Genomic DNA, 26,225 nt, shown 5'->3' with positions numbered 1-26,225 from the left:
GAAGCGCTTTTGCGGCAACGACATGCGTAAAAACAAAGAGCTAAAGCGCAAGGAGCGAATCTGAAAGATCGCGACGCGCTTTAGCCGGCGACCGCGAGGGTCATCAGCTCCGACGCCCGCTGCCGCGCCTGCCTGTCGGCGGCGAAGACATCGTCCATATCGGCTGCCGGCAGCAGGCCGGCCAGGTCGTCCATCACCCTCTCGGTGATCTCGGCCATGGCAAGGAAGGACAGCCGCCCTTCGATGAAGGCTTCGAGCGCCACTTCCTTGGCGCCGTTCAGCACCGCGCCCTGAACGCCGCCGCGCGTCATCGCCAGGCGCGCCAGCCGCAATGCCGGAAACCGCAGCTCATCCGGCGCCTCGAAATCCAGCCTGGCGAGCTTGGCGAAATCCAGCCGCTCGATCGGCAGGTTCGGCCGGCGCGGAAAGGCCAAGGCATAACCGATGGCCGTGCGCATATCGGGGGCGCCGAGCTGGGCCAGCACCGATCCGTCGGTATAACCGACCATCGAATGGATGATCGATTGCGGATGGAAGATGACTTCGATCTGTTCGGGCTTCAGGCTGAAGAGATGCCGGGCTTCGATCATCTCCAGCGCCTTGTTGAACATCGAGGCGCTGTCGATCGAGATCTTCAATCCCATCGACCAGTTCGGGTGGGCGCGTGCGGTTTCCACCGTCACGCCGGCCATCTCCTGGCGCGAGGCGGTGCGGAAGGGGCCGCCGGAGGCCGTCAGAATGACGCGCTCGACGGCGTGGCGCTGGTTTTCTTCCAGCACCTGGAAAATCGCATTGTGCTCGCTGTCGACGGGAAGCAGCCTGCCGCCGCCTTCCCGGATCGTTGCCAGGAAGAGATCGCCGGCCGAGACCAGGCATTCCTTGTTGGCAAGGGCGATATCGGCGCCGCGGCGTGCGGCGGCAAGGGTCGGTGCCAGCCCCGCCGTGCCGACGATGGCCGCCATCACCCAGTCGGCTTCACGGTCTGCGGCTTCCATCAGGCCGGATTTTCCGGCGGCGACGGCAATGCCGCTGCCCGAAAGTGCGCTCTTCAGTGATTCGTAATGCCGGTCGTTTGCCGTCACCGCCATCAGCGCGCCGGATGATTTCGCCTGCCGGGCCAGCAATTCGACATTGCCGTTGCCTGTTAGTACGGAGATTTCGAAATTCTCCCGCCCGCCCAGGTGATCGACGACGTTGAGGGTGTTTTGGCCGATCGAGCCGGTCGAACCGAAGATGCTGAGGCGCCGCGGCGCGGTTTTGCCGGTCATCATATGCAATTTCGCGAAAGTTTCTCTCGTAGGCTGAGGCTCTACTAGGCTTTGGAGGGGGCGGCAAGTGTGCGGTGCAGCAGATTTCATCCCCTAAGGGGTTTACAGAGCGGCGGCTGGGTGTGATCCTTGTAGCGTTGCTGGCGGAATCGAAATTCCGTCGCGCCGTTCACGGCCGCATGGTCAATTCGGGGCGCCGAGGCGTCCCAAGAAGCACAGGCACTGAGGTGCCGCTGGCCTTTCCGGTCAAACATTAAAATCGAGGATGAAACCGGGATAGGCGGCTTGGCCGCAATCCTTCATCGCGTTCGCTGCGAGCGCATTCATACGCGTTGCTGCGTCGGTTTCGGCGCTGCGGCGCCGTGTCAGGTGAAACGTTCAGACTTCATGACGACATTCAAAATAGCGTGCATTGTTTTTGCCATCGTAACCTCGCTCGCCACCGCGGCGAGGGCGGATGATCTGCTGATCTGGTCGCCAGCCAAACTCTCCGACCGGTCCTACAAGGCGACGATGGGTTTTCGTCTGCCGGCGGAATGGGAAACCAGCGCCGGTGCCGATATTGGCCTGGCGTCGACCAAAGGCGGGGCGCCGCTGCCCGATTCCGGACAGGCGATGCTCTGGGGCCGGATCGACAGGACCAGCGTCACGCCGGCAGGCCAATCACAGCGGGGCGCAAGCATCAGTGTCGATACGCTGCGCGGCAGCGGCGCGCTGACGCTCAGCCGCTCACGCAGCTGGATCCTGTCGGACACGCTCGACATGCAATCGAGCCGATCCATCAGCGTCCAATATGACGCGGTCGATATCAAACAAGCCTCGGTGACGGCGTCGCAGGCGCTGAAGCTGATCCATCCCTGGACGGGAACGTCGCTTTCGGCGGGCGCAGGCGTCAGCAATGCCAGCGGCGACTTTTCGAGCACGGTTGCCGTCAACCAGGCGATCCTGCCGAACCTCAATCTCGATGCCTCGGTCAACAATCCGTTTTCGGCGAGCGAGGCCGGCAGCGTCAATCTGCGCTATCGCCTCAACTGGTAGCGGCGCTGCAACCAAATCCGGCCGACGGGCGTTTCCTCCGCAGGTTTGACGCCCGGGATCCGACGCCCTGGCTTTAAGGAGGAACGGATCATGGTTTTCAAGGAGCAGACATTTCACGGTCTCGAGCCCGAGATGGAAGCGGAAATTTCCAATCGCGCATCGGTCGAAGCGGCCGTCGCCAATGCGCTGGCGATTGCCGGCGGCATCGATGCGGCTGATGTCGAAGTGACGATGGAGAACGACCAGATCGTGCTGACCGGCACCGTCGGCACGGTCGGCAAGATCGAACGGGCGACCGCGGTCGCCAAGGCCGTCGAAGGCGTGCATTCGGTGCAGAACCGGATCCTGCTCGGCGGGCCTCCGATCAATGATTGGCATTGACGGGGAGCGCTTTCCCGTCCTCTCTCAATGAGCGCTCAGCCGATCAACCGGCGAAGCGCTCGACGAGGAAGGACGAACCGGCCATACGATCGGTCTTCTGCAGGGCAACCGACCCGTGCGGGTGATAGGCGATGGCAAGCAACACGGCGCTGACGGCGACATAGGCGATTGCCAAAAGACTCATCTTGATACGCATGACACTCACTCCCTTTTGGCGAATAACGCGGCTGATATGGCGAAGTTCCGCATCAAGAGATCAAATAAAAAGCCCGGCTAATCAGCGCAGCCCCTAACCGAAATGTGGAATCCAAGTAGATACTGGTGCCGAATCCCTGTGGCATGGGTGTTTGGGGCGGTTCATCTTGCTGGAAATATCTTCGTGAAGCATTCTGCGCACACACCTGTCCCAAACTGTCGCGTTAATTGGGATTTTTGCGACAAGAAGGCAGCCGCAATATGGAATCGACTATCGAGATTGGGACTATAAAAGATGTTGAGCCATGGGCGCAGCTTCGCGTTGCACTATGGCCGCATCACTCGCTTGACGATCATCGAGCTGAGTTGGACCGGGCGTTTCTTTCAGAAAGTGGAGAAGCCGTCGCGTTCATCGCTCGAAATGCTGCGAATGAAGCTGTCGGGTTTGCTGAAGCCACCTTGCGACATGATTATGTGAATGGATGCAGCAGCTCGCCCGTTCTATTCCTCGAAGGGATTTATGTCCGGCCCGTTGACAGGCGAAAAGGTATCGCACGATTGCTGTGCAATGCTGTTGCCGATTGGGGGAAGCCGCTTGGGTGTGTTGAGTTTGGCTCTGACGCGCCGCTTGAGAATTCAGCCAGCCATGCGCTCCATACCGCTTTAGGATTTGAGGAGACACAGCGCGTCGTGTTCTTCCGAAAGCCACTGTAGGCCGGTGTTGCCCTTCCACGAGGATGGCTTGTCGCGAAACTCACTCGCAAAAGTTGGAGTTTCGCGACAGATATTTGCTACAGAAAGTATTCCACATTTCCGTTAGGGGCTGGGCTGATCAGCCGGGCTTCGTGCTTGGATCGCCTATCGGCAGACCCGGGTTTCCTCGATGACCGTATGGCCGTGACGGCGAATTTTTTCCGTCTTGGTGAAGCAATCGCGGGACACGTGGCGCGGCCTCACGTGCTCCCGATAATATGGCCGTTCCGCATGGCGATAGTAGGGCCGTTCGGCATGGCGATAGTAGGGCCGTGCGTCATCCGTGGTGATGGTGACGCTGGCCGCCTGGGACGGCATGGCGGAAAAAATCGATGCAGCGGCGAGTGTGCAGGCAAGGATAATCTGTTTCATGACAAGTCTCTCTTTCTCAGTTGGTCACGGGAGCAACTCGCCGGAAGCGCTGTCGGTTCAATCACATAGCGTTACCGATTGTGTCGTTGCGAAACCTTTGCGGCCGCGGATCGTTAAAGCATGTCGCGCAAAAGTGTCCGCGGTTTTGCGATAACGACATGCGTAAAACAAAGAACTAAAGCGCGACCAGCGTATCTGAAAGATCGCGACGCGCGTTGGCGCTGAGGAGAGCCGGAGGCATCGAGAATGGGAGCGACTGCAAGGATCATCGCCATCGTCGCCGGGCTTGCCGGCGGCACGGTCTTTTCGCAGGCGCCGGAATTTGCCCAGCAATACCGCCAGCGGATCGGCGGGGCGATCGACGAATTGCGCGTCATCGTCGAGGATTTCAACACCCAGGCAGCAGAGCACCACCTTGATCGCCAGCAGGCGCTGAGCGCCTATGCGCAATCCTCCGACGATTTCCTCCGCGACCGCGGCGTCTCGATGCAGAGCACGATCAAGCAGGACCTCTACAAGCAGATTGCGGCCCACCTGCCCGAGGCCGATCGGGCCAAAGCGGAGGAAGTGCGGGCTTCCCCAGCTGACGTTTCGCAACAGGGACATACTGCAACGCCGAGCAATGTGCCGGATGGCTGGGATAAGGTCGTCGTCGGTAGCTTGGTGCTCGCCACGGAGGATCCGCTCGAGGGGTGGTTTGAAGCCACGGTCGTTGAGCTGAAGCCCGACAATGTTCTGCGCCTGCAGTGGCGGCATTACCTCGATCTACCGCCGTTCAACCGCCGGCTTGAAGACGTGGCGCTGCTGCACCCCAGCGTGAAGCTGTGAGAGGTCTCGATGCGAAGCTCGGCCATGACCTCATCAAACCATCAGCCGGAGGCCGTCGACAGGACGGCCGCCGTTCGAACCCTCAATGACGCCTTCAGGCGCAATCCAACAGCCGGCAGGGCTGTCATCACCCCGGGGGTCAGCGCTCTGCCCCACGACCAACGGCTGGCCCTGCTGATGGCCGTTGTCGGCTTCACGGCCTTTGACGCTGGTAATGATCCATACAACGAGCACGACTTCGGCGCCATTGAACAGGATGGGGTCAGCTATTTCTGGAAGATCGACTACTACGACCAGGATTACGGTATGGGGTCACCAGACCCCGCGAATCCGCACGTCACGCGTCGCGTGCTCACCATCATGCGGGCGGACGAATACTGATGCCCGATCTCGCCAAATTACCGACCGGGCTTGCGTCCGGCAGGCAGCGTACTCGGCGGCGCTTCACCCTCGATCGGGATCGCGAAGAGTTCAGCAACATCAATCGCCAATGCGGATGCGATCCGATCGAGGAGATCGATCGACACGTTGAAATCACCGCGCTCGATTCCGCTGATGGTCGTGCGATCGACACCCGCATCAACGGCAAGGTTTTCCTGCGTCACCTTCTTGTCGGCGCGCACCTTCCTAAGATTCCAAGCCAGTCGATCACGAGTATCCATCGTGGCATGGCGACCATCTTGAAGGCTCGTAATCCATCGGATATATCCAACATATTTCAATTTCGGCGCGAGGTTTGCGCTGCTGGGGACAAACTATGAAAATCGCAATCGGAATTATTGGAATCTTCTTGGGCCTGCTCGTGCTGATGCAGTCATGCGCGGTCACGGCCGGTAGCGGCCTGCTGCAGGACAAAGCGACCGGAGGTGCGGCTGCCATCGGCATGCTGGTCGGCCTGCTGTTCTTCATCGCCGGGGCATTCTCGTTCGCTCTGCCGCTCGTCGGCGCGATCATGTTCGGGCTGGCGGCAGCCTTCGCCTTTTTGGCTTCGACGCAGGGCAGCTTTTCCGACCTGACGATCTGGGGCTTCATCGCTTTGGTGCTGGCCGTGATGACGTTCTTCTCGTGGCACTCCGGCAAGAAAAAGCAGGTTGCATGACCAAGCTCAAAACAATCGCAATTGTGCACTGGTGGATCTTATGGGCGTGCTTCGTCAGTAGCCCGGCCTTCGCCCAAGAGAAGGCATACTATCGGGGAACGTCATGGGCGATCCAAATCGTACACCGGGGCACTGGGAGCGAGTTCGGTGACGGCCCCTACTGCGAAGTGAAAACCACGTCGTTCGAACCCATGTCCGTCGCGCTTCAATTCTACCCATCAAGGGAAGCTGGCAGCTACCGAACGATCATCAAGCTTCGAAAGTCGGGATGGCAACTCCCCATTGGCGCAACTGTTAAGGTCAAGGTCGGCAACCTGATCAAAATCGTTAGTGGCAATCAGGTCATCGAAGGACCGCCTATGGTGTTCAAGGTAGAGACCAAGGACACGATGGCTACGCTTGTCGCCGACTACGACCCGAATTGGCTGGCAGAAATGGGCAACGGGCTGCTGAATGGCGTATTTCTCCGAACGAAGTATGGATCAACCCTATGGTTCAAGTTCGTCGACGGCGATGAACCGCCATGGAATCCGGCATCGTTCGAGAGGTTCGAACAGAAGTTGGCTTTCAGCGAATACCAACAATGCCTGTCCGACCTGAGTCAGATGGCAGCAGATCCCGCGCAAGGCGGCAGCACGCCACTTAGCAGCACGTCACCACTGAAACCGCAAGCTTCGAGCGGTGCCGATTCTGCCTCGCAGGCGCCGCCGATCGCCAACGATCAGGTGGAAGCGGCTGCTCGTTCGGACGTGTGGCGCTTCACTACCGCCGAGGAAGATTGGGGCGAAACCTGCTACGCCGAAGTGCGGAAGGGCGATATCAAGGTTGGGTTCATGGCGTCACCGGGTGAGGAAATCGTTGGTTTTGTCGAAGGTCTCTTCACGGGCGACACCAGAGCGACGTGGCACGTGGATGACAAACGAGCATATGTGTCGGACGGAGGCCAAAGCGACTATTCCGGCTGGCATGAATTCGATCAACTGCCGGCAGACTTGCTTGAGCAAATGTCGCAGGGCAAGGAACTTTCCGTCACCGGTGCAAAGGGTGAGCGCGTTGTTGTCGGCCTCAATGGAGCCACCGAAGCTATTCCCAAATTCAAGGCCTGCTTTGGCACACCCGAGCCAGATTCAACTGCCGCGGAATCGCCAGTTCAGCCTAAGTGAGAACCATCGACATATTGAACGCGCCCGCGTCATGACAATTCGTCTCCAGCGTCGCTATAATATCGATAGCAGTAGTGTTTTGTAGACGAAAAATATCAATGTATAGGCGAAGTCAAGTTCTCCCTACTTCCCGCGCTTTCTTTGTATCTTTCTAGAAAAATTTCTCGCGCTATGAAACGTAGAAAATGGTCGTGACATCTGGTTCATGAATTCAATTCCTTCGCAGGAAAAGGCATGCGCGACCAATCGCACGAGGTTTTAGATAATAATTGATCTTGCAAGGCATGCGGGGCTAACTCTGCATTGCAACTAATTGCTAATATAAAAAAATTGATTGCAACCCTGTTTGTTGCTATTGACAACGCAGGCGAGCAAAATTAACTCATCATTAAGTTGAATTATTTTTTGCGGTATTTATTTGATCGCCGGGGGGTGAAATTTTGTTTTCAACAATCGTTTTAGGTAATTCGATGCTTGCGCTATTTAGTGCTTCCAGTTTGACCGAATGTCAGAATTTCGGGCATTTTGCTGAGTACAGTGTGATTCACGCCGCGCCAATTCTGAAAATATCAGGTTATTTGGCACGCAATGGCAGTTAGCAGGACCCCATGAGCTCCCCAGTATCATCTCCGAATGAGCCAGCTTCGAATTCCGACGCAATGATCGCGATCATATTTATGAAAGAGGGCGATCCGAACTGTCTGTCGTCCATCTCTCTCGCGTTGCGCCAGAGCTGGCCCGACTCGAATTTAGAGATTTCCGACAACACCGATAGTAAGCCGCTTTTCGTCTTTCACGACGGCGTTTTGGGCGGCAGCTTGATGTTCATGGATGTTAAGGCTCCTTTGGCCGAAACCGACCCGGAAATCAGAAACGCATGGTTTTGGCCCTCGGCTTGGGAAGAGGTCAGCCGACACCAGGCCCATATGATTGTTACTATTTTCGGGGGCAACGCAACGCAAAAAGCTATCGGCCTCCAACGGATGCTGCGGCTGATCTTGGCAAGCGTTCCTTCCACGATCGGCGTCGGCTATCCGTCTTCAGGGACATTGTTGCCGACTTCAATGGTGCTGTCGGTGCTTGAGAAGGATACCGAGGTCGCCGTTCCACTTTTTGTTTCCTGCTCTTTTGCGAAAGAAGAAGACGCGCGCTTTTCGGTGCCTTCGATCTTTTGCTCGACGGAAGGTTTGGGCATCTTCGGTTTAAAGGAGATCGAAGTACGAGGCTACCCTGGTACTGTTCAGAGCTTGCATGAGTTCATGTTTGCCTTCGCGACGTACTTGATTGAGTACCGACCGAATATAGTGGATGGGGACACAGTCGGATCCGATCAGCAGAAAATTCTCGTGAAGATCGAGAAATCGTTGATCAATCGCAACCAAGTGTACAGCCTGTACTTCCAGCAATAACGCGGAGGAAAGCGTGAGTGGCGCCGGCGCAAAGCCCAAAAAAGTCTATATGCTTTATTCAAGTGGGAATTATGGCTGGGAGTTCGCGAATCTGGATAGCCTGCAACCGGATGGCGGAGGCCTCGGCCTCAATCATAGGGGAACTCCGTGGCCGGATAGCATGCTAGCTTTGCCCCGAGGGCCGTGGCGCATCCCCGAATATCTTGAAAAGCCAAAGCTGATCTTTGATCCGAAGCGGAAGGTGCAAGACATCTATTCTGTGGATTATTTCCTTTTCATCTCCGACAAAATGAAAAGGGTGCTCGACGAGTTCGCTCCAAAGTCATGCGAATACCTGCTTTGCGAGACGGAGTTTTCGAACGGAAAAATCGGCCCGACAATCTGGCTGTGCAGCGTTGTTGATTCATATCTCAATGCGGTGGATGTCGAAAATTCCCCCTTAATTCGCGTCACTAGGGGGGGCGGCTATATGATATCGGGCGGAGCTGATTGGTGCTTTCTCCCTGATGCGCTCAAGGGCGCGCAGCTCTTCCGCTTGGTCGAGTATGCGGTGGCAATATTCTGCGATCAAACCTTCAAGGACCTTTGTAAAGAAAATGGTATCAAAGGCGCGACTTTCCAACAAGTCGGCTTTTTGAAAGAATTATAAGGAATATTTTCATGGCCGATTGGATAGGGCATCACCAGATTCCCCAGAGTGCATTCAGAAGGTTTTCTGGGCTATTTAGCGCCCTTGGCATAGAAAGAGATGCGGCAGCAAATCTGCTGGATCTTCCGCGTACGGAACGCTTAGCGAATTTGTTTGGAATGGCCCCTCATCCAGGAGGGCATGTTGATACGTACATGCGGCCATTGAGGGATATTTTCAGCGACCTAGATGGAGCGCTATCTAGGAACTCACCGGAAAGCTTAAGAAGAGCTGCAACCGAAGCTATCGGCGATCTGCAGTCCGAGATGAGAGCGGCTCTGGCTCGTCAAAATCTACTTCCTAACTATTTGTGGTCGCTCGATGCTACAAAAGATGGCGCAAAGCTAGCTACGAATGCAGTGAACAAAGAGTTTTTTTCTAATTCTACCGCATATCGAAGGCTGCAAGAGCTTGCCGCAGGCGCCGCGGATGCCGCGGTTGCGGAAGGGGAATCCGTAGCCTCGAGGATACCCTGGGGACGTCTGGGCAAGTACGCCGCGTATGGAGCGGCACTTCCACTCGATTTTGCGTTGAATTATTTCGATGCCGATGAGGCGAATGCGGGCGAGGCTGAATGGCTTCGAGAAAACCCACTTTTCGAGCGGACAACACCGAATTCTACACAACTCCCGAGCCCGATGTCCACGACCCCGGTGCCGTCGCCTGCAAGAATCTCGGCCACCGATCCGCTCACACCAATTGCAGCGCCCTCACCGGTTCCTTCCGTCGCACCGCTTGCGCCCGCAAAACTGTCGGATTTTCGGAATTTCTGGGACGCCTCTTCCTATGGCGAGGGCGGCGGATATTCCGGCTCGATCGGTCGCGGCGGCTCCGCCGATATCTACGACGGCTTTAGCAGTTCATACGGCGGCTCGTCGTCGGGCGGTGTATCTTCGAGAAGTAACAATAGCTCCTCTGGCGGTGGATTTGCGTCCACGCCGCAGCACGGGCCAACGCCTGCGACAAGGCCAAGTGCTTTGACCGACAATCAGAATACAAGAGTATACGGGGAGTGGCCCAGCAATGCTATAAGTGGCGCTTCAAGAAGCACAAGCGGGAAGACAAGCAGTTCATCGAGCAATGCGTTGAGCGGTGCCTCAAGAAGCACAAGCGGGAAAACGGGCAGTTCTTCGAGCAATTCGATAAGTGGTGCCTCGAGAAGCGTGAGCGGTAAAGCAACTAGCTCCTTCAGCGAACATGCATACTACCCCATCCTGCTCGACCTATCCGGAAACGGGCTAGACATTGATCCGCTCTCATCCTCATCCAGGTTCATCGATCTTGACGGGAGCGGCTACCAATCGAGAAGCGCATGGGCTGCTCAGGGCACTGGCGTTCTTGTCATCGACGCGAATGGCGACGGCAAGATCAGTCAGTCGAACGAGTTTGCCTTCACGGAATGGGATTCTTCGGCAACGAGCGATCTTGAGGCGTTGAAGCATATTTTCGACACCAACGGCAACGGCAAGCTCGACGCCGGTGACGCGCAATGGTCGAAGTTCCGGGTGGAGGTTAACGGCCAGCTGGTGACGCTCGATAGCCTCGGCATCACCTCGATCGACCTGACGCCGAAGGGCAGCGGCCAGGCCTTTAGCGATGGATCTGCCGTCACGGGAACGACCACTTTCACCCGCGCTGATGGCACAATGGGAACAGTCGGCGACGTGCAATTGATGGCCGATGACGACGCCTATATTGTCAAGACGACCAGCACAACGAAGGCCGACAGTTCGGTCGAGAAGACGATCCTTGCTTACAATGCTGACGGCAGTCTTGCCTTCCGCAACGTCGTCACCACCAGTGCCGATGGAAAAAGCGTCCAGACGCAGTTCGACGACGACGGTAATGGTACATTCGATCGCTCACAGACCAATGTGCTCACCACCGATGCCTCGGGCGTCCAGACGAAGACCGTCTCTAACTTCAATGCTGACGGATCGCTTTCGGATCGCACCATGACGGTCACCAGCGCCGATCATCTGACCGTGACGACGACGCTCGACCAGGACGGTGATGGCATTGCCGACCAACGGCAGATTTTCGTCAAAAACGCCGACGGCTCGTCTACGACGACCATCCAGCAGCTCAGCGTCAACGGTACGGTCCTGTTTGGCACAGCCGTGAACGGCTCCGCTAACGGCTTAGTGAAGACCACCAGCCTCGACCGGGATGGAAACGGGGCTTACGACGATATCACCACTGAGACCACCACAGTCGCGGGGGACGGCAGCCGCACTAAAACAGTGATCGATCGCAGCTCGAACGGCAAGCTTCTATCAGAGGTTGACACCTCAACCAGTGCTGATGGTCGCACCATTACCGTATCCGTCGATGCGGACGGTAACGGACCACGCGAAACCAAAACTGTCACCACCTCTACCACGGCAGCATCAGGCGACGTGACACTTGTCACCTCGACCTACAACACCAACGCCTCCTCTATTCTACGCTCGAAATCGACGACAATCACCACCGCCAACGGATTGTCGAAGACCACGACGAGCGACGTTAACGCCGATGGCGTTATCGATTTCACAGATACCGATGTGACGGTGATCGACGCCACCAACCGGACCCAGACGGTCCAGCATCGCACCAAGACCGGCACAACAGGTACGCTGCTGTCCCAGACGGTTACGAAGACCAGCCTTGACGGCAAATCGATCACGATCACCGAAGATGCGAATGGTGACACCAAGACCGACAGATTGACCGAGATCGTGGTCGGAACGGATGGCAAGACGACTAAAACGGTCAGCTCCCTCAATGCGGACGGCTCACTGGTCCTGAAAACCGTGGCCGTCACATCCGCCGACGGTTTGTCGACGACGACGAGCACGGACGTCAACGGCGATACCATCAACGACCTCGTGGTGACGGATGTCATCACGACCTGGTCGGATGGCAGCCGCACCGAAACGGTGACATCGAAGAACGCCAACGGCGTGACCATCGCCAAGACCCTTACCAACACATCGGCCGACAGTCTGACCCAGTACGTTCAGACCGACGTCAACGGCGACGGCACCATCGAAGACATGACGAAGAGCATCATCTTTCTGGACGCCACTGGAGCGCGGAAGGAAACGGTGAGGAGCACGAGCGCCGACGGAACGCTCAAGTCCCAGATCGTCACCGACGTCAGCGCCAATCGCCAGGTCACCACCATCGTGACGGATGCGGATGGCGACGGCAGGACCGACACGCGCCGGGTCGAGACGGTCTCGACCAGCGGCAATATCAACATCTGGGAGCGGCAATACGCCGCTGATGCATCGACGATCAGCACGACAATCACCGACATCAGCGGCAATGGCCTGACCAAGACCGTGTCGGCGGATTTGAACCACGATGGCGTCGGCGACCGTATCACCAGTGACCAGACAGTGCTGAATGCCGATGGGAGCAAGACCGAGACGGTTTCTCTGACGAGCAGCGATGCCACGCGTCTCAACAAGAAGACGGTCGTCACCAGCGGCAACGGCATGTCGATCACGACGAGCGAGTACATCAACGCCGACGAGGTGGTTGATACCAAGACGACCGATGTCACGACCTTCGACACCTATGGCATGCAGTTCCAGACCGTATCGAATTATCGGGGAACGACGCTTGCAAATTCGACGAAAGTGACGACCAACCTCAACGGCCTTTCCGGAGCGGCCGATTACGATCTGGACGGCGACGGCACAGTCAACCAGACGCTGTCGTGGAAGAAGACCCCGCTCGATCCGCTCGGATCGGTCACCACCAACGAAACGGTGAAGGCAACCGACGCAGCCGCCACGCTGATCTCGCAGAGGATCACCACCGTCAGCGCCGACCAGAAAACCACCACGGTGAACACCAAGATCGATAGCGACGCCGTTGTCGACTTTGTAGAAACGATCACCATCAACGACGCCGGAACGCAGACGGACGAAATTAAGCAGTATAATGCTGCTGGCACACTCGAAAGTCAGGCGATCGTCACGATCTTGGATGACGGGCTGTCTAAGACGTGGAGCTCCGACCTCGACGGTGTCAATGGTTTTGAACTCGTCACCACCGACGTCACGATGCTGAACGCGGACGGCAGCCGCACCGAGACGATCTCGAAGACGGGTATCGGCGATGCGCTGATCTCCCGCACGACGGCGAACGTTAGCGCCAGCGGTCTGAGCAATACGGTAAGCTGGGCTGACGCCAGTGACTCGACCGTTCGCTCCATGAGCGACGTCACAGTTCTCAACGCCGATGGCGGCACGACGGAGACGCTGTCCTATTTCAAGGCGGATGGAACGACGCTGGAAAGCAAGACCGTCTCCACGGTCGCGGCTCATGGTCTCTCGATCACGGTCACCGTCGATGTCGACGGCGATAACACAGTTGATAAAAAATCGGTCACGACGAAGCAGGTTGACGGCAAGACGGTCCAGGTCCTCAGCGACTTGGGCGCCAACAATGTGGTGAAGGCCTCTAAAACTGTTACGACGTATGCTGACGGCCTAACGCAGACCATCGCATACGACAGCGACGGCGACGGCAGCGGCGATGCTACGACGATCGAAAGGAAGACGACCAGCACGACGGTTCTAAAAGCGAATGGCAGCAAGACGACCACGACGAAGGATCTCGTCGCCGGCGTCACCAAGAGCATCACGCTGACAGAGGTGTCGGGAGACGGCCTGACCGTTACCACCAAATGGGATACAACAGGCACCGGTGGCGGCACCACCTTCGACAAGAGCCGGACCGACGTCAGCGTTCTCAACGCCAATGGCTCGAAAACGCAGACGATCAGCAACCTGACGGGCACGACGCTGACCAGCCGCACCCTCGTCACGACAAGCGCCAACGGCCTGTCGATCACCACTCAGATCGACCCGACCGGTGCAGGCACCTACAGCCAGACAGCGACCGATGTCACCGTCTTGAACGCCAACGGCACCAAGACGCGGACGGTGGAAAGCAAGAAGGCCGATGGTTCTCTGATCTCCAGGAGCATTACCGCGATCAGCGCCAACGGCCTGATCGTTGCATCGAGCCAGGAGCGTCCGGGGTTTACCAACCAGAGCGTAACCGACACAATCACGGTGCTGGCGGACGGCGCTGTGCGCGAGACAGTGGAAACGAGGGATAGTGGCGGAACTATCCTGTTCGGCAAGATCGTCAGCCTCACCAGCGCCGATAAGCTGACCGTCACCATTGATCGCGACGGCAACGGTGATGGCAAGGTCGATCAACATCAGGAGACGGTCACCGCCAATTCCGGCATCCAGACATCGGTCACCACCAACTTTAAGGCTGACGAAACAGTCAAGGACAAGTCGACCGTCGTCGTATCCGCGGACGGTCGCCTGACCACGACAACCTGGGATCTCGATGGCAATGGCACAATCGACCGTCAGCGGGTGACGAACTTTACCGCCAATGCCGACGGAAGCAGCACCACTGTCATTTCTGATACGGATCTGCCGGCCGGCACGCTAGCTTCAACGACGACGATCCAGAGCTCTGCCGACGGCAGGCTGAAGACGACGTCGAAGGATATCAATGGCGACGGAACGAACGATCAGGTCGAAACCGTCACCGTCGATTCCACCGGTGCCTCAGTCTCTGTTGTCACCAACAATGCCACGGCTCGATTGGTTTCCAACCTGACGCCGGGCGGCGCTTATTGGACCCAGGCAATCGCGGCGAAGGTCGAGACAACCACATCAGCGGATGGCCGCACCAAGATCGCCAAATACGACTATGACGGCAACGGCGTCTACGAGACGGTCATGCAGTCGACCATCCAAGTCGACGGCTCCATCGTCACGGCAGTGACGGAAACCAATGCCAGTGGCGCGGTGACGGCAAAGGGCACGATCTCGACCAGCGCCGATGGCCTGATCACCACGCTGTCGAAGGATGTTGGCAATAACGGCAGCATCGATCACACGGAGACTGCGGTGATTCATGCCGACGGCTCGATCACCCTGACGAAGGTCGATCTCAACGCCAGCGGCGCAATGACACAGACAAACGTCGTTCAGGTGACCGCGATCGGCTCGCTTTCCTCCAGCATCACGACGGACTCACTGGGCCGCAAGACCGCCGAGACGATCGTCGCGGCCGACGGAAGCTCGACCACGACGACATACGACGGAGCGAGTGGACACACGCTGAGTGTAGCCAATGCCAATAAGGCCGGCTTGCTGACAACCGTCACTTTCTACGATCCGCTGAATGCGAGCACATCGACAAGGATCGAGCAGCAATACGACGCCGCCGGCAGGAAGACGCTCGAAACACAGATCAACGACGATGGATCCCGGATAGAGATAGCTTTCGATCCATCGAATGCTGCGTCATGGTCACAGATTCAACAGAACTACAATGCGGCCGGGCAGTTGACTTACAAGCTTGAGACCGCCGATGACGGCACGAAGACCGCTTCTGACGTCGCGGGCAACCTGTCATGGTCGACCATCAAGCAAACCTATGACACTGCGAATAGGCTGGTCGGAGTAGATCAAACCAACGATGACAGCACCCGCTATGTCACCAGCTACGATCCCGCCAATGCCGTGAATTGGTCTCGCATCGACTATTCCTACAATGCCAGCAATCAACTCTCGGCTCAGAACATCTACTACGACAATGGCGACAAGCGCTATTATGCGTGGGACCGGGCAAACGCAAACTGGTCATCCCGTCTCGTAATCCAGAATAGCGCCGGACAGACGACTTACGAAGAAACGACCTTCGATAGCGGGCAAACGGACAAGACGACTTATGACGTCAGTAACGCCAATAATTGGAGATATTACACCGATTCCTACTCGGCATCGGGTGCTCTTATGCAAACGTTCACGCAAATGGACGAGTCGAAGAAGTGGGTTTATACTTATCGCGACTATCTTGGGAACCAGGCCTGGACCACAGACATCATCCGCTATGACCGGTACGGAGTCAGAACCAGCGGTGACACCTATTTCGATGACGGCACCCGTATTGAATACGAATATCATTCCGACCAGGGTGGCACCTTGGATTGGTGGAAAAAGTATGATGCCCAAGGGCGCGTCATAGCGACCGGCACCAGTCCTGTACTCTTGGACCTGAACGGTGACAGCCACATCGATCTTCGTCCGCTCGACGCCCTCGGCTCACCAGTGGGTTTCGACTGGGATGGCGATGGTGTCGGGGATCAAACAGCCTGGGTCGGCCCCCAGGACGGCTTCCTGGCGATTGATCTCGCTGCTGATGGAACGGCCGGCCCTGACGGAAAGATCGACCAGGGGCGGGAGTTGGCGTTCAGCGTTTGGAGTAACGAGTCGACTTCCGACCTCGACGGCCTCCGGCGTGCCTTCGATACCAACCACGACAACGTCCTCGATCTGAACGATGATCGATGGAGCGAGTTCAGGGTCTGGCGCGATCTCAACCAGAACGGCGTTAGTGATGCCGGCGAGTTGCAGACGATGACGGATGCGGGTATCCGCTTGATCAACCTGTTGCCGAGCAACGACGGGGCGCAAGCCTTTGCCGATGGCTCGATGATCACTGGCACCAGCTCCTATCAGTCGGCAGATGGCAACAACCACTATCTGGTTGGTGACGCCTTGCTCGCCGTACGGTCCAGTCAGGCGGCCAATGTCGCATAACAACATCCCCTGCCTCATGCCGGCGCCTTATGGCGCCGGCATATCCGCCTTTCGTTGATCCCACACCATGATGGACGTTCAGACAGCACCCGACCGTGATGCGGTGGCGGGGAACAACGACGCACCGAATGCCGTACCGGAAGCAGCAATCGCCGACAGCGGACTGTTGGCCATTTGCGCTGTCGCCGGTTATTTTAGGATCGCATCGCGTCCTGATACGCTGAGCCGAGAACTCGCCCTGACGAGCCAGGCGACGCATGATGACCTGCTGCGCGCCGCAAAGATCATCGGCTTGAAGGCGCGCGTTGTTCGCGTCGACAAAGCCAAACGACTGACGACCCTTCCGGCGCCCGCCCTTGCCTCGTTGAAGGACGGCACCTTCGCGGTCTTCGCAGGCTTAGTGGCCGATGGGCATTATCGGCTGATCAATCCTATCGATTTCTCCGCCCGCAACGTCGAGGCCGATGAATTGCTGGCACTGACCTCCGGCGAATTTATTCTCGTTCAGCGTAAATTTGCCGGTCCCGGCGCATCGCAGCAGAATTTCGGCTTCCGCTGGTTCCTGCCGGCAATCTGGCGTTATCGGCGGGCCTTCGGTCATGTGTTGGCCGCCTCCCTCGTCATACAGATCTTCGCGCTGGTGACGCCGCTGTTCTTCCAGGTGGTCGTCGACAAGGTGCTGGCGCATCGCAGTTACTCGACGCTGATCGTGCTCGTCGTCGGCCTTGCCGCTGTCGGGCTCTTCGACGTCGTGCTGCAATATCTCAGAACCCATGCGCTGTCGCATACGACCAACCGCATCGATGTCGAGCTTGGCCGGCGGCTGTTCCGGCATCTCCTCAACCTGCCGCTCAGCTATTTCGAGACGCGGGCCACCGGCCAGACGGTCGCAAGGGTGCGTGAACTCGAAACCATCCGCAATTTCCTCACCGGCCAGGGCCTGTTTTCCGGCCTCGACCTGATCTTCACCGTCATCTTCATCTTCGTGCTGTTTTCCTATTCCTCAAAGCTCGCCTGGATCGTCGTCGCCTCCATACCCTTCTACATGGCAATCGGCTTTCTCATCCGACCCTTCCTCAAGGAACGGATCGACGAGAAATTCGAGCGCGGCGCCTTTAGCCAGCAATTGCTCGTCGAGACCGTCGTCGGCATCCAGACGCTGAAGGCATCAGCCGTCGAGCCGGTGGTCTCCTCGCAATGGGAGGAGAGATTGGCCGCCTATGTGCGCTCGTCATTCCTCGCGACGATGTTGGCCGCCAAAGGCCAGAACGCCATCCAGTACATCAACAAGATCACCTCGGCCGCCCTGCTGCTCTTCGGCGCCCAGGCGGTCATCGACGGCGAATTGACCGTCGGCGCGCTCGTCGCCTTCAACATGATCGCCGGTCAGGTCTCCCAGCCGATCCTGCGCCTGTCGCAGCTCTGGCAGGATTTCCAGCAGGTGCAGGTCTCCGTCGCCAGGCTCTCGGATATTCTGAACGCTCCGCAGGAACCGCGTCCGAGCGTGGCCGTCAGCCTGCCGCCGCCGAAGGGCGCGATCGGCTTCAAGTCGGTGAACTTCCGCTATTCCGCCGATGGCCAGGACGTGCTCAAGGACATCACCTTCTCCATCCGGCCGGGCGAGGTGATCGGCATCGTCGGCCCTTCCGGTTCCGGCAAATCGACGCTGACCAAGCTGGTGCAGCGCTTCTATATTCCGAACAACGGCCAGGTCTTCGTCGACGGCCAGGATATCGCTCAGGTCGATCCAGCCTGGCTGCGGTCGAATATCGGTGTCGTGCTTCAGGAGAACATGCTGTTTAACCGGTCGATCCACGACAATATCTGTATGGTCAATCCGGCGATGTCGCGGGCCGCCGCAATCCAGATGGCGCGACTATCCGGCGCCGACGAGTTCATCGCCAAGCTGCCGCGCGGCTATGACACGCTGATCGAGGAGCGCGGCGCCAATCTGTCCGGCGGCCAGCGGCAGCGTCTGGCCATCGCCCGTGCGCTTGCCACCAATCCGCCGATCCTCATCCTCGACGAAGCGACGAGCGCGCTCGACTATGAGAGCGAACGCATCATTCTCGGCAATATGCGCGAGATCGTCCGCGGCCGCACCGTCATCATCATCGCCCATCGCTTGGCGACCGTCCGCCACTGCAACCGCATCATCGGCATGAAGGACGGCCGCATCGTCGAAGAGGGAACGCACGAGCAGCTGCTGGCCCGTCCGAACGGCCTCTATGCCCATCTCTGGCAATTACAGACGGGGCCTGTTGAATCATGAACCAGAATGTCCAGCCTCCCCGGCTGCCGCCAAAGCCACAGAAGCGATTACGCGTGGACAATGAGTTCCTGCCGGCCGCACTCGAAATCCTGGAGACACCGGCATCGCCGATCCGCACGGCGCTGATCTGGTTCATCTGCCTGCTCACCGCTGGCGCGCTCACCTGGAGCTATGTCGGCACCTTCGATATCGTCGCAACCGCGCAGGGAAAGATCCAGCCGACCGGACGCGTCAAGGTGATCCAGTCGATTGAGGTCGGCAAGACGATCGCGGTTCCGGTCGCAAACGGCGCCAAGGTGGAAGCCGGAGACATTCTCGTCGAGCTCGATCCGACCGAAGCGAGGGCCGAAGTCAACACGCTGGCCACCAGCCTTGCGGCGCTACGGGCCGAGGTCACCCGGCGCGGGGCTGCGCTGGCACAGGTCACCGTCTGGCAGAAGGGAGATCTCTGGAGCGGAACGCGTGGGATCGAAATCACCCCCGAATTCGACGGCTCCATACCGGCGGAGATTCGCACACGCGAGGCGCTGCTCTATAATTCCGATCTCGAGCAGCTTGCCTCGACGCTCGACAGTCTCGCCGCCCAGCGCAATCAGCAGTTCGCCGCACTGAAGCGATATACCGAGATGGTCGCCGCCCAGCAGGCGCTGGTGGCGACGCTAACCGACCGTGTGACGATGCGCTCCAACCTCGTCGATCTCAGCGCCGGTTCCCGGTCCGGCGTCATCGATGCGGTCGAGGTCAAGCAGAAGGAAGAGGCAACGCTTGCCGAACAGGTGGGTCAGCGGGCGGAAGCGGAAACCGCGATCGTTACGGTGACCAGCGAAGCGCTGAAAGTCATCAAGACCTTTGTCGCCGACAACGCGCAGAAGCAGGCGGAAGCATCGCGCCAGATCGACGAGAAGGAACAGCAACTGATCAAGGCGGCGAAGCGGCTTGAATCGCTGACGATCAAAAGTCCCATCAAGGGCATCGTCCAGACCTCCGCGATCACCACTGTCGGCCAGGTGGTCACATCAGGCGCCGAACTGATGCGGATCGTCCCGGATGATGCGTTGCTGGAGATCGAAGCCTATCTGCCGAACCGGGACATCGGCTTCGTCTCGCCGGGGCAGCCTGCCGTCATCAAGGTCGAGGCCTTTCCCTTCACCCGCTATGGTATTCTCAACGGCACGGTCACCCGCATCGCCACCGACGCCATTCCGGAACCGGACGCGCAGCAGCTCGAAGGCCAGCCGGCAAAGGAGCTGCAGAGCGTCATCCCGATCGGCAATGCCCAGCGCGTCCAAAACCTGGTTTTCCCCATCGTCATCAAGCCGGATGTCGCCAGCATCGACATCGAGGGAACGCCCGTCGCACTCTCGCCCGGCATGTCCGTCACTGTCGAGGTCAAGACCGGCAGCCGCCGCATTCTCGAATATCTCTACTCGCCGCTCGCCGAGATAGCTTCGGAGGCGATGCAGGAGCGGTAAGCCATGAGAAAGACAACAATGCTAAGAGCGCGTGTGCGACTCTGCTTGAAGGCAATTTTGCTTCTGGCAGCTGGTCTGAAGCCGGCAGCTGCTACGCCTCAATGTCCTCCCCCCAACGAATTGCTGGCAAAGGCGAAGGTCGTGGTTGAGGCACGGGTGAAGTCGCTGTCGATCGGAGAATCGGGTTTGCTGCCGGCGGATAGCAACGTTCCGACCCGGATGATACGGGTCGATTTGGAGATTGTGAGGGTTATTAAAGGCAAATACCCCGGCAAAGAAGCAACCGTTTACGGCGCCCCCTTTCCCCCAGGACCTATCATGGAACTGTCCAAGATGGCGTTGATTGCCGGCCTCGGTGATGGCGACACGTTCGAATGGGAGCTTTCACGGATCGAACTAGGTCCCGGCTTGGAATTTTACTCGATGAACAACTGCAGCTATTACAAGTTCAGGGATGACTTATTTTCCCGCTAAACCGTCCGCTACAGTGCGCAATCGACACAAGGCTTTAGAACTCCCAGCAAAGCCAAAACTATGCCGAGCAGAACGAACGAACTCGTCAGCACCCAGAAAGGCCAATTGAGTAGGAACTTCTGTCTCGGCGTCGCCCAGTCCTGATCATGATCTGGAAACTCAGATCGATAGAGCTTGGGGCCGAAATCTCTGCTGAAATCGAATCCGTTCCTGAGATAGAAGACGAGCGACCTGATGTACCAATACCAGCTGTAGGCACAAATGCTTCCTACAAAGCAGAACGCGAACCACAGTTGAATTCGATCTTCACTCACTCATGCTTCCTGACCTGCCACTGAACTTTCATCCAGCTGCGATTAGAGCCTCGGGGGTTTTGAATACGCCAAGTGGCGCGGTGTGAGCAACCGGCGGAAACGCGAAGCTTTCATCTTGCGCAGCGTTGGAGCCGGTTGCGGCGATGGTTTCGGCATAGCTTGCCGGGGTCTGGTATCCGAGCGATGAGTGTGGTCGGAAATGATTGTAATCGTCGGCCCATTCAGCGATGGCACTTCGGGCATGATCGAGGCCGAAGAACAGGCTTTCGTTGAGCAGCTCGTCGCGCATCCGGCCGTTGAAGCTCTCGACATAACCGTTTTGCATTGGCTTTCCCGGCGCGATGTAGTGCCACTCGACCTTGTGATCCTTCGACCAGGCAAGGATGGCATTCGAGGTGAATTCCGTGCCGTTGTCGGAGACGATCATTCCCGGTTTGCCGCGCCGTTCGATGAGGGTCGTCAGTTCGCGAGCGACGCGACGACCGGAGATCGAGGTGTCCGGGATCGCCGCCAGGCATTCGCGCGTCACATCATCGACGACATTGAGGATGCGAAAGCGTCTGCCGCAAGCAAACTGGTCATGCACGAAGTCCAGCGACCAGCGGGCATTGGCCTTCGCTTCGACCAGGATCGGTGCACGCGTGCCGACAGCACGCCGCCTGGCTTTGCGCTTGCGAACGGAAAGTCCTTCCTCGCGGTAGAGCCGGTAGATGCGATTGACCCCGGACGGTTCTCCGTCCCGCCGAAGCAGGACGAACAGTCGCCGATAGCCGAAACGCCGCCGCTCATTGGCGAGGTCGCGCAGCTTCGCCCGCAATTCTACCTCCGGCGGTCGACTTGACCGATAACGCACCGACTTACGGTCGGCGGATATGATCTGGCAGGCCCGCCGCTCCGAAAGACCCATGACGGCCTTCAGATGCATGACGCCTTCACGCTTGGCGGCAGGCCCTACCATTTTTTTGCAAGAAGCTCGCGGAGCGCGGCTGCATCAAGCATCTGTTCGGCCAGTAGCTTCTTCAGCCTGGCGTTCTCGTCCTCAAGCGCCTTCAGCCGCTTCGCCTCGGACACCTCCATGCCGCCGTATTTGGCCTTCCAATTATAAAACGTCGCTTCTGAAATTCCGTGTCTGCGGCAGAGGTCAGCCGCCTTTGCGCCAGCCTCCTGCTCACGCAGCACACCGATGATCTGCTCTTCTGTAAATCTCTGCTTCTTCATTCGTCCGTCCTTCGTAAGGCCGGACTCTAATCAATTCTGGAAGAAATTCGCAGTGGCAGGTCACGACCAATCGTTCGTCGATTTGTCAAAACGAAACAATGAAATGTTTGGCCTTGCAACCGCGTCCGCTAAGAGTAGAGCAATATCCTGCTGGCCTTGCCCACCGACATCAAGAGGAAGGATATCGGCCATGTGGTCCATCTGATCAGCGGTGACGGGAAGTTGCTGAACGACGGCAGCTCCTGTGGAGGTTAAGCCAACGGTTGAAATTTCTCGCGAACCTGGGATAGCCACAGCAATGCTACTGCACCCCGTGCGCATTATTTGCTTTGTAATGGAGATCTCGTCTGAAGCCTGATAGACGGCGATCTGTTGAAGCTCTAGGTCTCCAACTGATGTTGCATGCTTCTTCAGAAATCGAAGCGTTCGCCTGTCAACCGACAGAGTCGCCAAGTCGTTCTGCCCGTCGCAGTCGAAGTCACCTTCAAATACATCAGTAGGCATTGTTGCCTCAGGCCACCCCGAGACCGGCACGCTTTCCCATTTGTCTTGATCAATATGCCAAGCTTCGAGGACGCCTCGCTCATCCCAAGCCAAAAGAAGAGATTTCGTATCCCAAAGAGTGGGCGATGTTTTTACCAACCTGCGGCCGTCCATAATCACGATAAATGGTGGTTCACGTCCTTTGACTTCTTTCCAGGTGTCATTGTCTTGTATGTGGGCGGTCGCTTGAAGTTTCCCGCCAGCCAGACGGCTTGAGTATAATTCCTGCTTCTTATCTCCATCCGAATCGAAGAAAAAAACGGGATCTGTGAAATCTGTATCGGTGGAAAAATCGAGTGGCGGGGCAAGCCCCTCGCTCGAAAGCCATTGTTGAGCATCCTGTTTGAATGCCCTTCGGAAGCTGTAGCCGCCTACATATGCCGAATATAAAACGTCGCGATCGCCGTCTCCATCGATGTCAACCAAGCGATATCCCGATTTCAATGAACGGTACGATCCAAAATCCGAAGGCAGTTCATAGCTTGACGATTTGTTCCAGTGTGGGTCGAATTCAGTGTAGGTAAATTCCGTCTTAGGATACTCGAGACGCTCTCCGCCAACGTCAGCGCCAACCTCCCTGATCGATTTCAGCCGGTGAGCCCCAAAACGGTCGGTAGCGTCGTACTCGAACTCGTACCGACCGAACTCGGCATGACCCACGAACGCCGATATTTGTTTGGCCAAAAGGCTGCGGGTAATCTTTTCGCCGCCTATGAAACCAGCGGAGTATATCTGCGCGTTCGTTTCGTAGAAAACCTCTAAGTGAGCGTACGAGTTCGCACGCAGTGCGCCTTCGTCGTAAAGCATTGCTGGGTCCACGGCTCCCTTCGCCACCGTCCAAAACACCTTATCGACACCCCAGTCGCCGTCGCGCTGGACATACAGAAACACGATCTGGTTGCCGAACGTGTCTTCAATGCGGCTGAGCGACCACGTCAGAATCTTTCCACCCACCGTTTTCACCTGTGAGTTCGGACGCTCACCAAAGTATAAGGTCAGGCCGGCTTTTGTCTTTGCTACAAAACCCTCGCCATCGCGCCAAACACGTGTCTGATCGTCAATCGTTTTTGCCAGATAGGGGCCGCCTTCGGGAGCAATCACAAGCCGCGCGCCATCTAGAGCCAACGCGTCGGAGGTGTAGCCATCGGAAGGATCGTCGAAGTCGATCGCGCCTGGCCGGCCGTCAATGAAGGTCGTGTGGTTAATCCGACTTATCGTCGATGCGCCGGAAAGGGACCAACCGAGCCCAAACTGGCTAGGACCCGAGTTGCTGTCATAGGACAGGAAAAGCTTGGGCGACATGCCAGCCGTTCCCGCAGGAACCACTAGCGGGAGATTGTAGGACGAGGATCCCCCGAGATTTACGCTCAGTTGGCCCGCGATTGTTCCTGGAACGGTTTCCGCGTGCACCCCGAATGACAAGCAAAGTAATAGTAACAAGGGCAGCGCCCAGTCATAATACTTACGCACCGGCCCCTCCCAAGTAGCTTGGCCTGAAGTAATCGTAATCTATTCCTGGTTGCAGTCAAGTGATTCAACGACTAAGACATTGGTGGGGTCTCGTAGAAGTGAGACAGTCGGTGTGGCGCGAGTCATAGTTATTGAGGCCCTAGCTGATTCCTGATCCCGAACCGCTCAGGAGTTGGCCACAGAACACTTGGTAAATCGCAACTCCCAAGTCGTAGTGACGATTAAATAATTTGGGGGGACATGGCATCTTCAGAAGGAGTGTTCGGATGGGCAATCTCAGTCGAGAGACTTGCCGGTTACGTTCGGTCTCGGCTGGTTTATCAGGAGCGGGCAGCTAAGGCGGAACTCGGAGCGGTGACGCAACGGCTATCAGAGAAAACACGGAATCTCGACGACACCGAGTCTAGGTTTCTCCAGTCGAATCAAAGGGAGATCACGAATCTTATCCTCTCAATCGGTCCCGACCTGATGGAGAAGGCCCACTTGAAGGCTAAGCGGCGTCAAGACGAGGTTGTGCGGGCGGACCTGAAAGGGCCGACGCTGAGCTAACAGCCCTTTCTCATAAGTATCCATTCTTCCACGATTTTGAAACGATCGGAACCAGGCACTTCGTGCCATACTCGGACGCGCTGGTTCATTGGACGGAAGATGACCTGGTCGACCGATATTTCGATATCTCGCACTGGTTAGCGCTCTCGTTCCGAAAGAAGCACGGACCTGTCACCATTGTTCGACGGCGCAGACCAAACGGTCATGGAGCGCGTAGTCCAATAGGACACGGATCGTCGGCTGCAACAACGTATTGAGGCAGCAATGGAATTGCATCGCTTTTTCTACGACATTGGATCAATATGGCAAAGAGCAATACCGGCATGGAGCAGTGTCGTTCGAGACGGCCAAGATATCCATACAACGAGGCCGCGCTGAATATTCCCCGGAAATCGAATACTGGCTGACGTTCCGAGAGCCCGACGAATATGGGGTCTACTCCTTCTTCGTTCACGACGATGGCCGGATCAGTCGTTCCTACTACCGATCCAATGTGGATTGCACTCACAAAGTCTACCTGTCGACGCGCGGATGATAGAATGAGGTGCGATCAGTTCATAACGACGAGGCTGGCGGGAGGCCTATGGCACACGACCAGCGAAGACCTATTCAGGCAGATAATAACCGATGGGTTTATACGCCCTGAGCCGCGCATCCCAGACTCCCAACGATACGGCGGCGGACGGGGCACATCCTTCGTTCGCCTCATCGACGGATTCAGCATCTTCGACATTCCGGAAGCTTTCGACGTCGACAAGTACCGACGCGATTTCCCGGTGTGTTCGGTCGATGAGTTCATGCCGTACAGTCGATCTGGATCAAGATCGATTCCGTTGCGTGCGGGAGCGCGATCGTCAGGGACGTTGCCTCCCATCCGCTATGAGGCACTATGTAGTCTCGTACCCACCGGAATGTGAGCGTTCCACTTCCATAGACCCGTCTTGTGGTGGCTCGTTTGGTCCAACTGGATGCGGCCGAAAGACTGCTCACCATCGAACCCGGTGAAGTCCTGGAACCCTTCTCCTGGCCACGTCTGCCGCCACGTGTAGAGCGGTTTGTATTCATCTTTCATTGCGTGGACTCGT

Annotated in this window: 19 protein-coding genes and 1 pseudogene; 13 read left to right on the top strand and 7 right to left on the bottom strand. The window is 57.4% G+C overall.

Translation table 11 applies throughout. The features are described 5' to 3' along the window. Window positions 1-80 precede the first annotated feature (80 nt). Window positions 81-1,271: a 1-deoxy-D-xylulose-5-phosphate reductoisomerase gene (dxr, locus tag J3O30_RS20680; protein WP_207582040.1), complete on the bottom strand. Its 1,191-nt coding sequence runs from the start codon at window positions 1,269-1,271 to the stop codon at window positions 81-83. Between the two features lie 384 nt (window positions 1,272-1,655). Here dxr and J3O30_RS20675 point away from each other — a divergent pair, with 384 nt between their 5' ends. After that, window positions 1,656-2,306, top strand: coding sequence for a hypothetical protein (locus J3O30_RS20675; protein ID WP_207582039.1), 651 nt, complete (start codon window positions 1,656-1,658; stop codon window positions 2,304-2,306). Window positions 2,307-2,396: 90 nt separating this feature from the next. Further along, window positions 2,397-2,687: a BON domain-containing protein gene (locus J3O30_RS20670; protein WP_207582038.1), complete on the top strand. Its 291-nt coding sequence runs from the start codon at window positions 2,397-2,399 to the stop codon at window positions 2,685-2,687. 43 nt (window positions 2,688-2,730) lie between these two features. On the opposite strand, the gene J3O30_RS20665 is transcribed toward J3O30_RS20670, so the two are convergent. After that, a complete protein-coding gene (locus J3O30_RS20665; protein ID WP_207582037.1) occupies window positions 2,731-2,883 on the bottom strand; it encodes a hypothetical protein in 153 nt (50 codons plus the stop codon). A gap of 260 nt (window positions 2,884-3,143) precedes the next feature. Here J3O30_RS20665 and aac(6') point away from each other — a divergent pair, with 260 nt between their 5' ends. Further along, window positions 3,144-3,596 (top strand): aminoglycoside 6'-N-acetyltransferase, encoded by a 453-nt coding sequence (gene aac(6'), locus J3O30_RS20660; protein ID WP_207582036.1) that lies wholly within the window; start codon window positions 3,144-3,146, stop codon window positions 3,594-3,596. A 144-nt stretch (window positions 3,597-3,740) separates the two neighbouring features. Here aac(6') and J3O30_RS20655 read toward each other — a convergent pair whose 3' ends face one another. After that, entirely contained in the window at window positions 3,741-4,007 is a 267-nt protein-coding gene (locus J3O30_RS20655; protein ID WP_207582035.1) for a hypothetical protein, read from the bottom strand. A gap of 246 nt (window positions 4,008-4,253) precedes the next feature. Here J3O30_RS20655 and J3O30_RS33270 point away from each other — a divergent pair, with 246 nt between their 5' ends. Continuing rightward, a complete protein-coding gene (locus J3O30_RS33270) occupies window positions 4,254-4,835 on the top strand; it encodes a DUF2937 family protein (RefSeq protein ID WP_246762699.1) in 582 nt (193 codons plus the stop codon). Between the two features lie 24 nt (window positions 4,836-4,859). Next, a complete protein-coding gene (locus J3O30_RS20645; RefSeq protein ID WP_246762698.1) occupies window positions 4,860-5,216 on the top strand; it encodes a DUF3768 domain-containing protein in 357 nt (118 codons plus the stop codon). Between the two features lie 17 nt (window positions 5,217-5,233). Here J3O30_RS20645 and J3O30_RS20640 read toward each other — a convergent pair whose 3' ends face one another. After that, window positions 5,234-5,497: a helix-turn-helix transcriptional regulator gene (locus J3O30_RS20640; RefSeq protein ID WP_207584389.1), complete on the bottom strand. Its 264-nt coding sequence runs from the start codon at window positions 5,495-5,497 to the stop codon at window positions 5,234-5,236. A 95-nt stretch (window positions 5,498-5,592) separates the two neighbouring features. Between J3O30_RS20640 and J3O30_RS20635 the strand changes: the two genes are divergently transcribed. The 8 genes from J3O30_RS20635 to J3O30_RS20600 all read left to right on the top strand — a co-directional run bounded on the left by J3O30_RS20635 (window position 5,593) and on the right by J3O30_RS20600 (window position 21,046). After that, entirely contained in the window at window positions 5,593-5,934 is a 342-nt protein-coding gene (locus J3O30_RS20635; RefSeq protein ID WP_207582033.1) for a hypothetical protein, read from the top strand. Next, complete coding sequence (locus J3O30_RS20630) at window positions 5,931-7,097, top strand: hypothetical protein (RefSeq protein ID WP_207582032.1); 1,167 nt, start codon at window positions 5,931-5,933, stop codon at window positions 7,095-7,097. The genes J3O30_RS20635 and J3O30_RS20630 overlap by 4 nt, the downstream gene beginning before the upstream one ends. Before the next feature lie 659 nt (window positions 7,098-7,756). Next, on the top strand, window positions 7,757-8,506 hold the full coding sequence (locus J3O30_RS20625) for a DUF4261 domain-containing protein (protein WP_207582031.1): 750 nt from the start codon (window positions 7,757-7,759) through the stop codon (window positions 8,504-8,506). Window positions 8,507-8,519: 13 nt separating this feature from the next. Beyond that, window positions 8,520-9,155 (top strand): DUF1629 domain-containing protein, encoded by a 636-nt coding sequence (locus J3O30_RS20620; RefSeq protein ID WP_246762697.1) that lies wholly within the window; start codon window positions 8,520-8,522, stop codon window positions 9,153-9,155. 11 nt (window positions 9,156-9,166) lie between these two features. Next, window positions 9,167-16,828, top strand: a complete 7,662-nt coding sequence (locus J3O30_RS20615) for a hypothetical protein (RefSeq protein ID WP_246762696.1) — start codon at window positions 9,167-9,169, stop codon at window positions 16,826-16,828. A 67-nt stretch (window positions 16,829-16,895) separates the two neighbouring features. Then, window positions 16,896-19,100 carry a type I secretion system permease/ATPase gene (locus J3O30_RS20610; protein ID WP_246762695.1) on the top strand — a complete coding sequence of 735 codons (2,205 nt, stop codon included), beginning with the start codon at window positions 16,896-16,898 and terminating at the stop codon, window positions 19,098-19,100. Further along, window positions 19,097-20,572, top strand: a complete 1,476-nt coding sequence (locus tag J3O30_RS20605) for an HlyD family type I secretion periplasmic adaptor subunit (RefSeq protein WP_207582030.1) — start codon at window positions 19,097-19,099, stop codon at window positions 20,570-20,572. Before J3O30_RS20610 ends, J3O30_RS20605 begins: the two co-directional genes overlap by 4 nt. A gap of 3 nt (window positions 20,573-20,575) precedes the next feature. Then, a complete protein-coding gene (locus J3O30_RS20600) occupies window positions 20,576-21,046 on the top strand; it encodes a hypothetical protein (protein WP_246762694.1) in 471 nt (156 codons plus the stop codon). A gap of 342 nt (window positions 21,047-21,388) precedes the next feature. Here J3O30_RS20600 and J3O30_RS20595 read toward each other — a convergent pair. The 3 genes and pseudogenes from J3O30_RS20595 to J3O30_RS33260 all read right to left on the bottom strand — a co-directional run bounded on the left by J3O30_RS20595 (window position 21,389) and on the right by J3O30_RS33260 (window position 26,212). After that, a protein-coding gene (locus J3O30_RS20595; RefSeq protein WP_207582029.1) for an IS3 family transposase occupies window positions 21,389-22,578 on the bottom strand; the annotation gives its coding sequence in 2 pieces (ribosomal slippage) (window positions 21,389-22,326 and window positions 22,326-22,578; 1,191 coding nt in all). Window positions 22,579-22,638: 60 nt separating this feature from the next. After that, window positions 22,639-24,423, bottom strand: a complete 1,785-nt coding sequence (locus J3O30_RS20590) for a hypothetical protein (protein WP_246762692.1) — start codon at window positions 24,421-24,423, stop codon at window positions 22,639-22,641. Between the two features lie 1,512 nt (window positions 24,424-25,935). Then, window positions 25,936-26,212 (bottom strand): annotated as a pseudogene (locus tag J3O30_RS33260) (hypothetical protein). Window positions 26,213-26,225 lie beyond the last annotated feature (13 nt).

Source organism: Rhizobium sp. NZLR1, assembly GCF_017357385.1.
GTDB lineage: Bacteria > Pseudomonadota > Alphaproteobacteria > Rhizobiales > Rhizobiaceae > Rhizobium.
The sequence above is the reverse complement of the archived record's forward strand: the minus strand, read 5'-3'. Positions and strand labels throughout refer to the sequence as shown.

What these genes read in the sequence shown, in the direction of transcription:
- J3O30_RS20610 (WP_246762695.1), top strand. Translation starts at nt 16,896, where the DNA reads ATGATGGACGTTCAGACAGCACCCGACCGTGATGCGGTGGCGGGGAAC.
- J3O30_RS20655 (WP_207582035.1), bottom strand. Translation starts at nt 4,007, where the DNA reads ATGAAACAGATTATCCTTGCCTGCACACTCGCCGCTGCATCGATTTTT.
- J3O30_RS20615 (WP_246762696.1), top strand. Translation starts at nt 9,167, where the DNA reads ATGGCCGATTGGATAGGGCATCACCAGATTCCCCAGAGTGCATTCAGA.
- J3O30_RS20630 (WP_207582032.1), top strand. Translation starts at nt 5,931, where the DNA reads ATGACCAAGCTCAAAACAATCGCAATTGTGCACTGGTGGATCTTATGG.
- J3O30_RS20605 (WP_207582030.1), top strand. Translation starts at nt 19,097, where the DNA reads ATGAACCAGAATGTCCAGCCTCCCCGGCTGCCGCCAAAGCCACAGAAG.
- J3O30_RS20645 (WP_246762698.1), top strand. Translation starts at nt 4,860, where the DNA reads ATGACCTCATCAAACCATCAGCCGGAGGCCGTCGACAGGACGGCCGCC.
- J3O30_RS20665 (WP_207582037.1), bottom strand. Translation starts at nt 2,883, where the DNA reads ATGCGTATCAAGATGAGTCTTTTGGCAATCGCCTATGTCGCCGTCAGC.
- J3O30_RS20670 (WP_207582038.1), top strand. Translation starts at nt 2,397, where the DNA reads ATGGTTTTCAAGGAGCAGACATTTCACGGTCTCGAGCCCGAGATGGAA.
- J3O30_RS20590 (WP_246762692.1), bottom strand. Translation starts at nt 24,423, where the DNA reads ATGTCGCCCAAGCTTTTCCTGTCCTATGACAGCAACTCGGGTCCTAGC.
- J3O30_RS20600 (WP_246762694.1), top strand. Translation starts at nt 20,576, where the DNA reads ATGAGAAAGACAACAATGCTAAGAGCGCGTGTGCGACTCTGCTTGAAG.
- J3O30_RS20625 (WP_207582031.1), top strand. Translation starts at nt 7,757, where the DNA reads ATGATCGCGATCATATTTATGAAAGAGGGCGATCCGAACTGTCTGTCG.
- J3O30_RS33270 (WP_246762699.1), top strand. Translation starts at nt 4,254, where the DNA reads ATGGGAGCGACTGCAAGGATCATCGCCATCGTCGCCGGGCTTGCCGGC.
- J3O30_RS20635 (WP_207582033.1), top strand. Translation starts at nt 5,593, where the DNA reads ATGAAAATCGCAATCGGAATTATTGGAATCTTCTTGGGCCTGCTCGTG.
- J3O30_RS20640 (WP_207584389.1), bottom strand. Translation starts at nt 5,497, where the DNA reads ATGGATACTCGTGATCGACTGGCTTGGAATCTTAGGAAGGTGCGCGCC.
- dxr (WP_207582040.1), bottom strand. Translation starts at nt 1,271, where the DNA reads ATGATGACCGGCAAAACCGCGCCGCGGCGCCTCAGCATCTTCGGTTCG.
- J3O30_RS20675 (WP_207582039.1), top strand. Translation starts at nt 1,656, where the DNA reads ATGACGACATTCAAAATAGCGTGCATTGTTTTTGCCATCGTAACCTCG.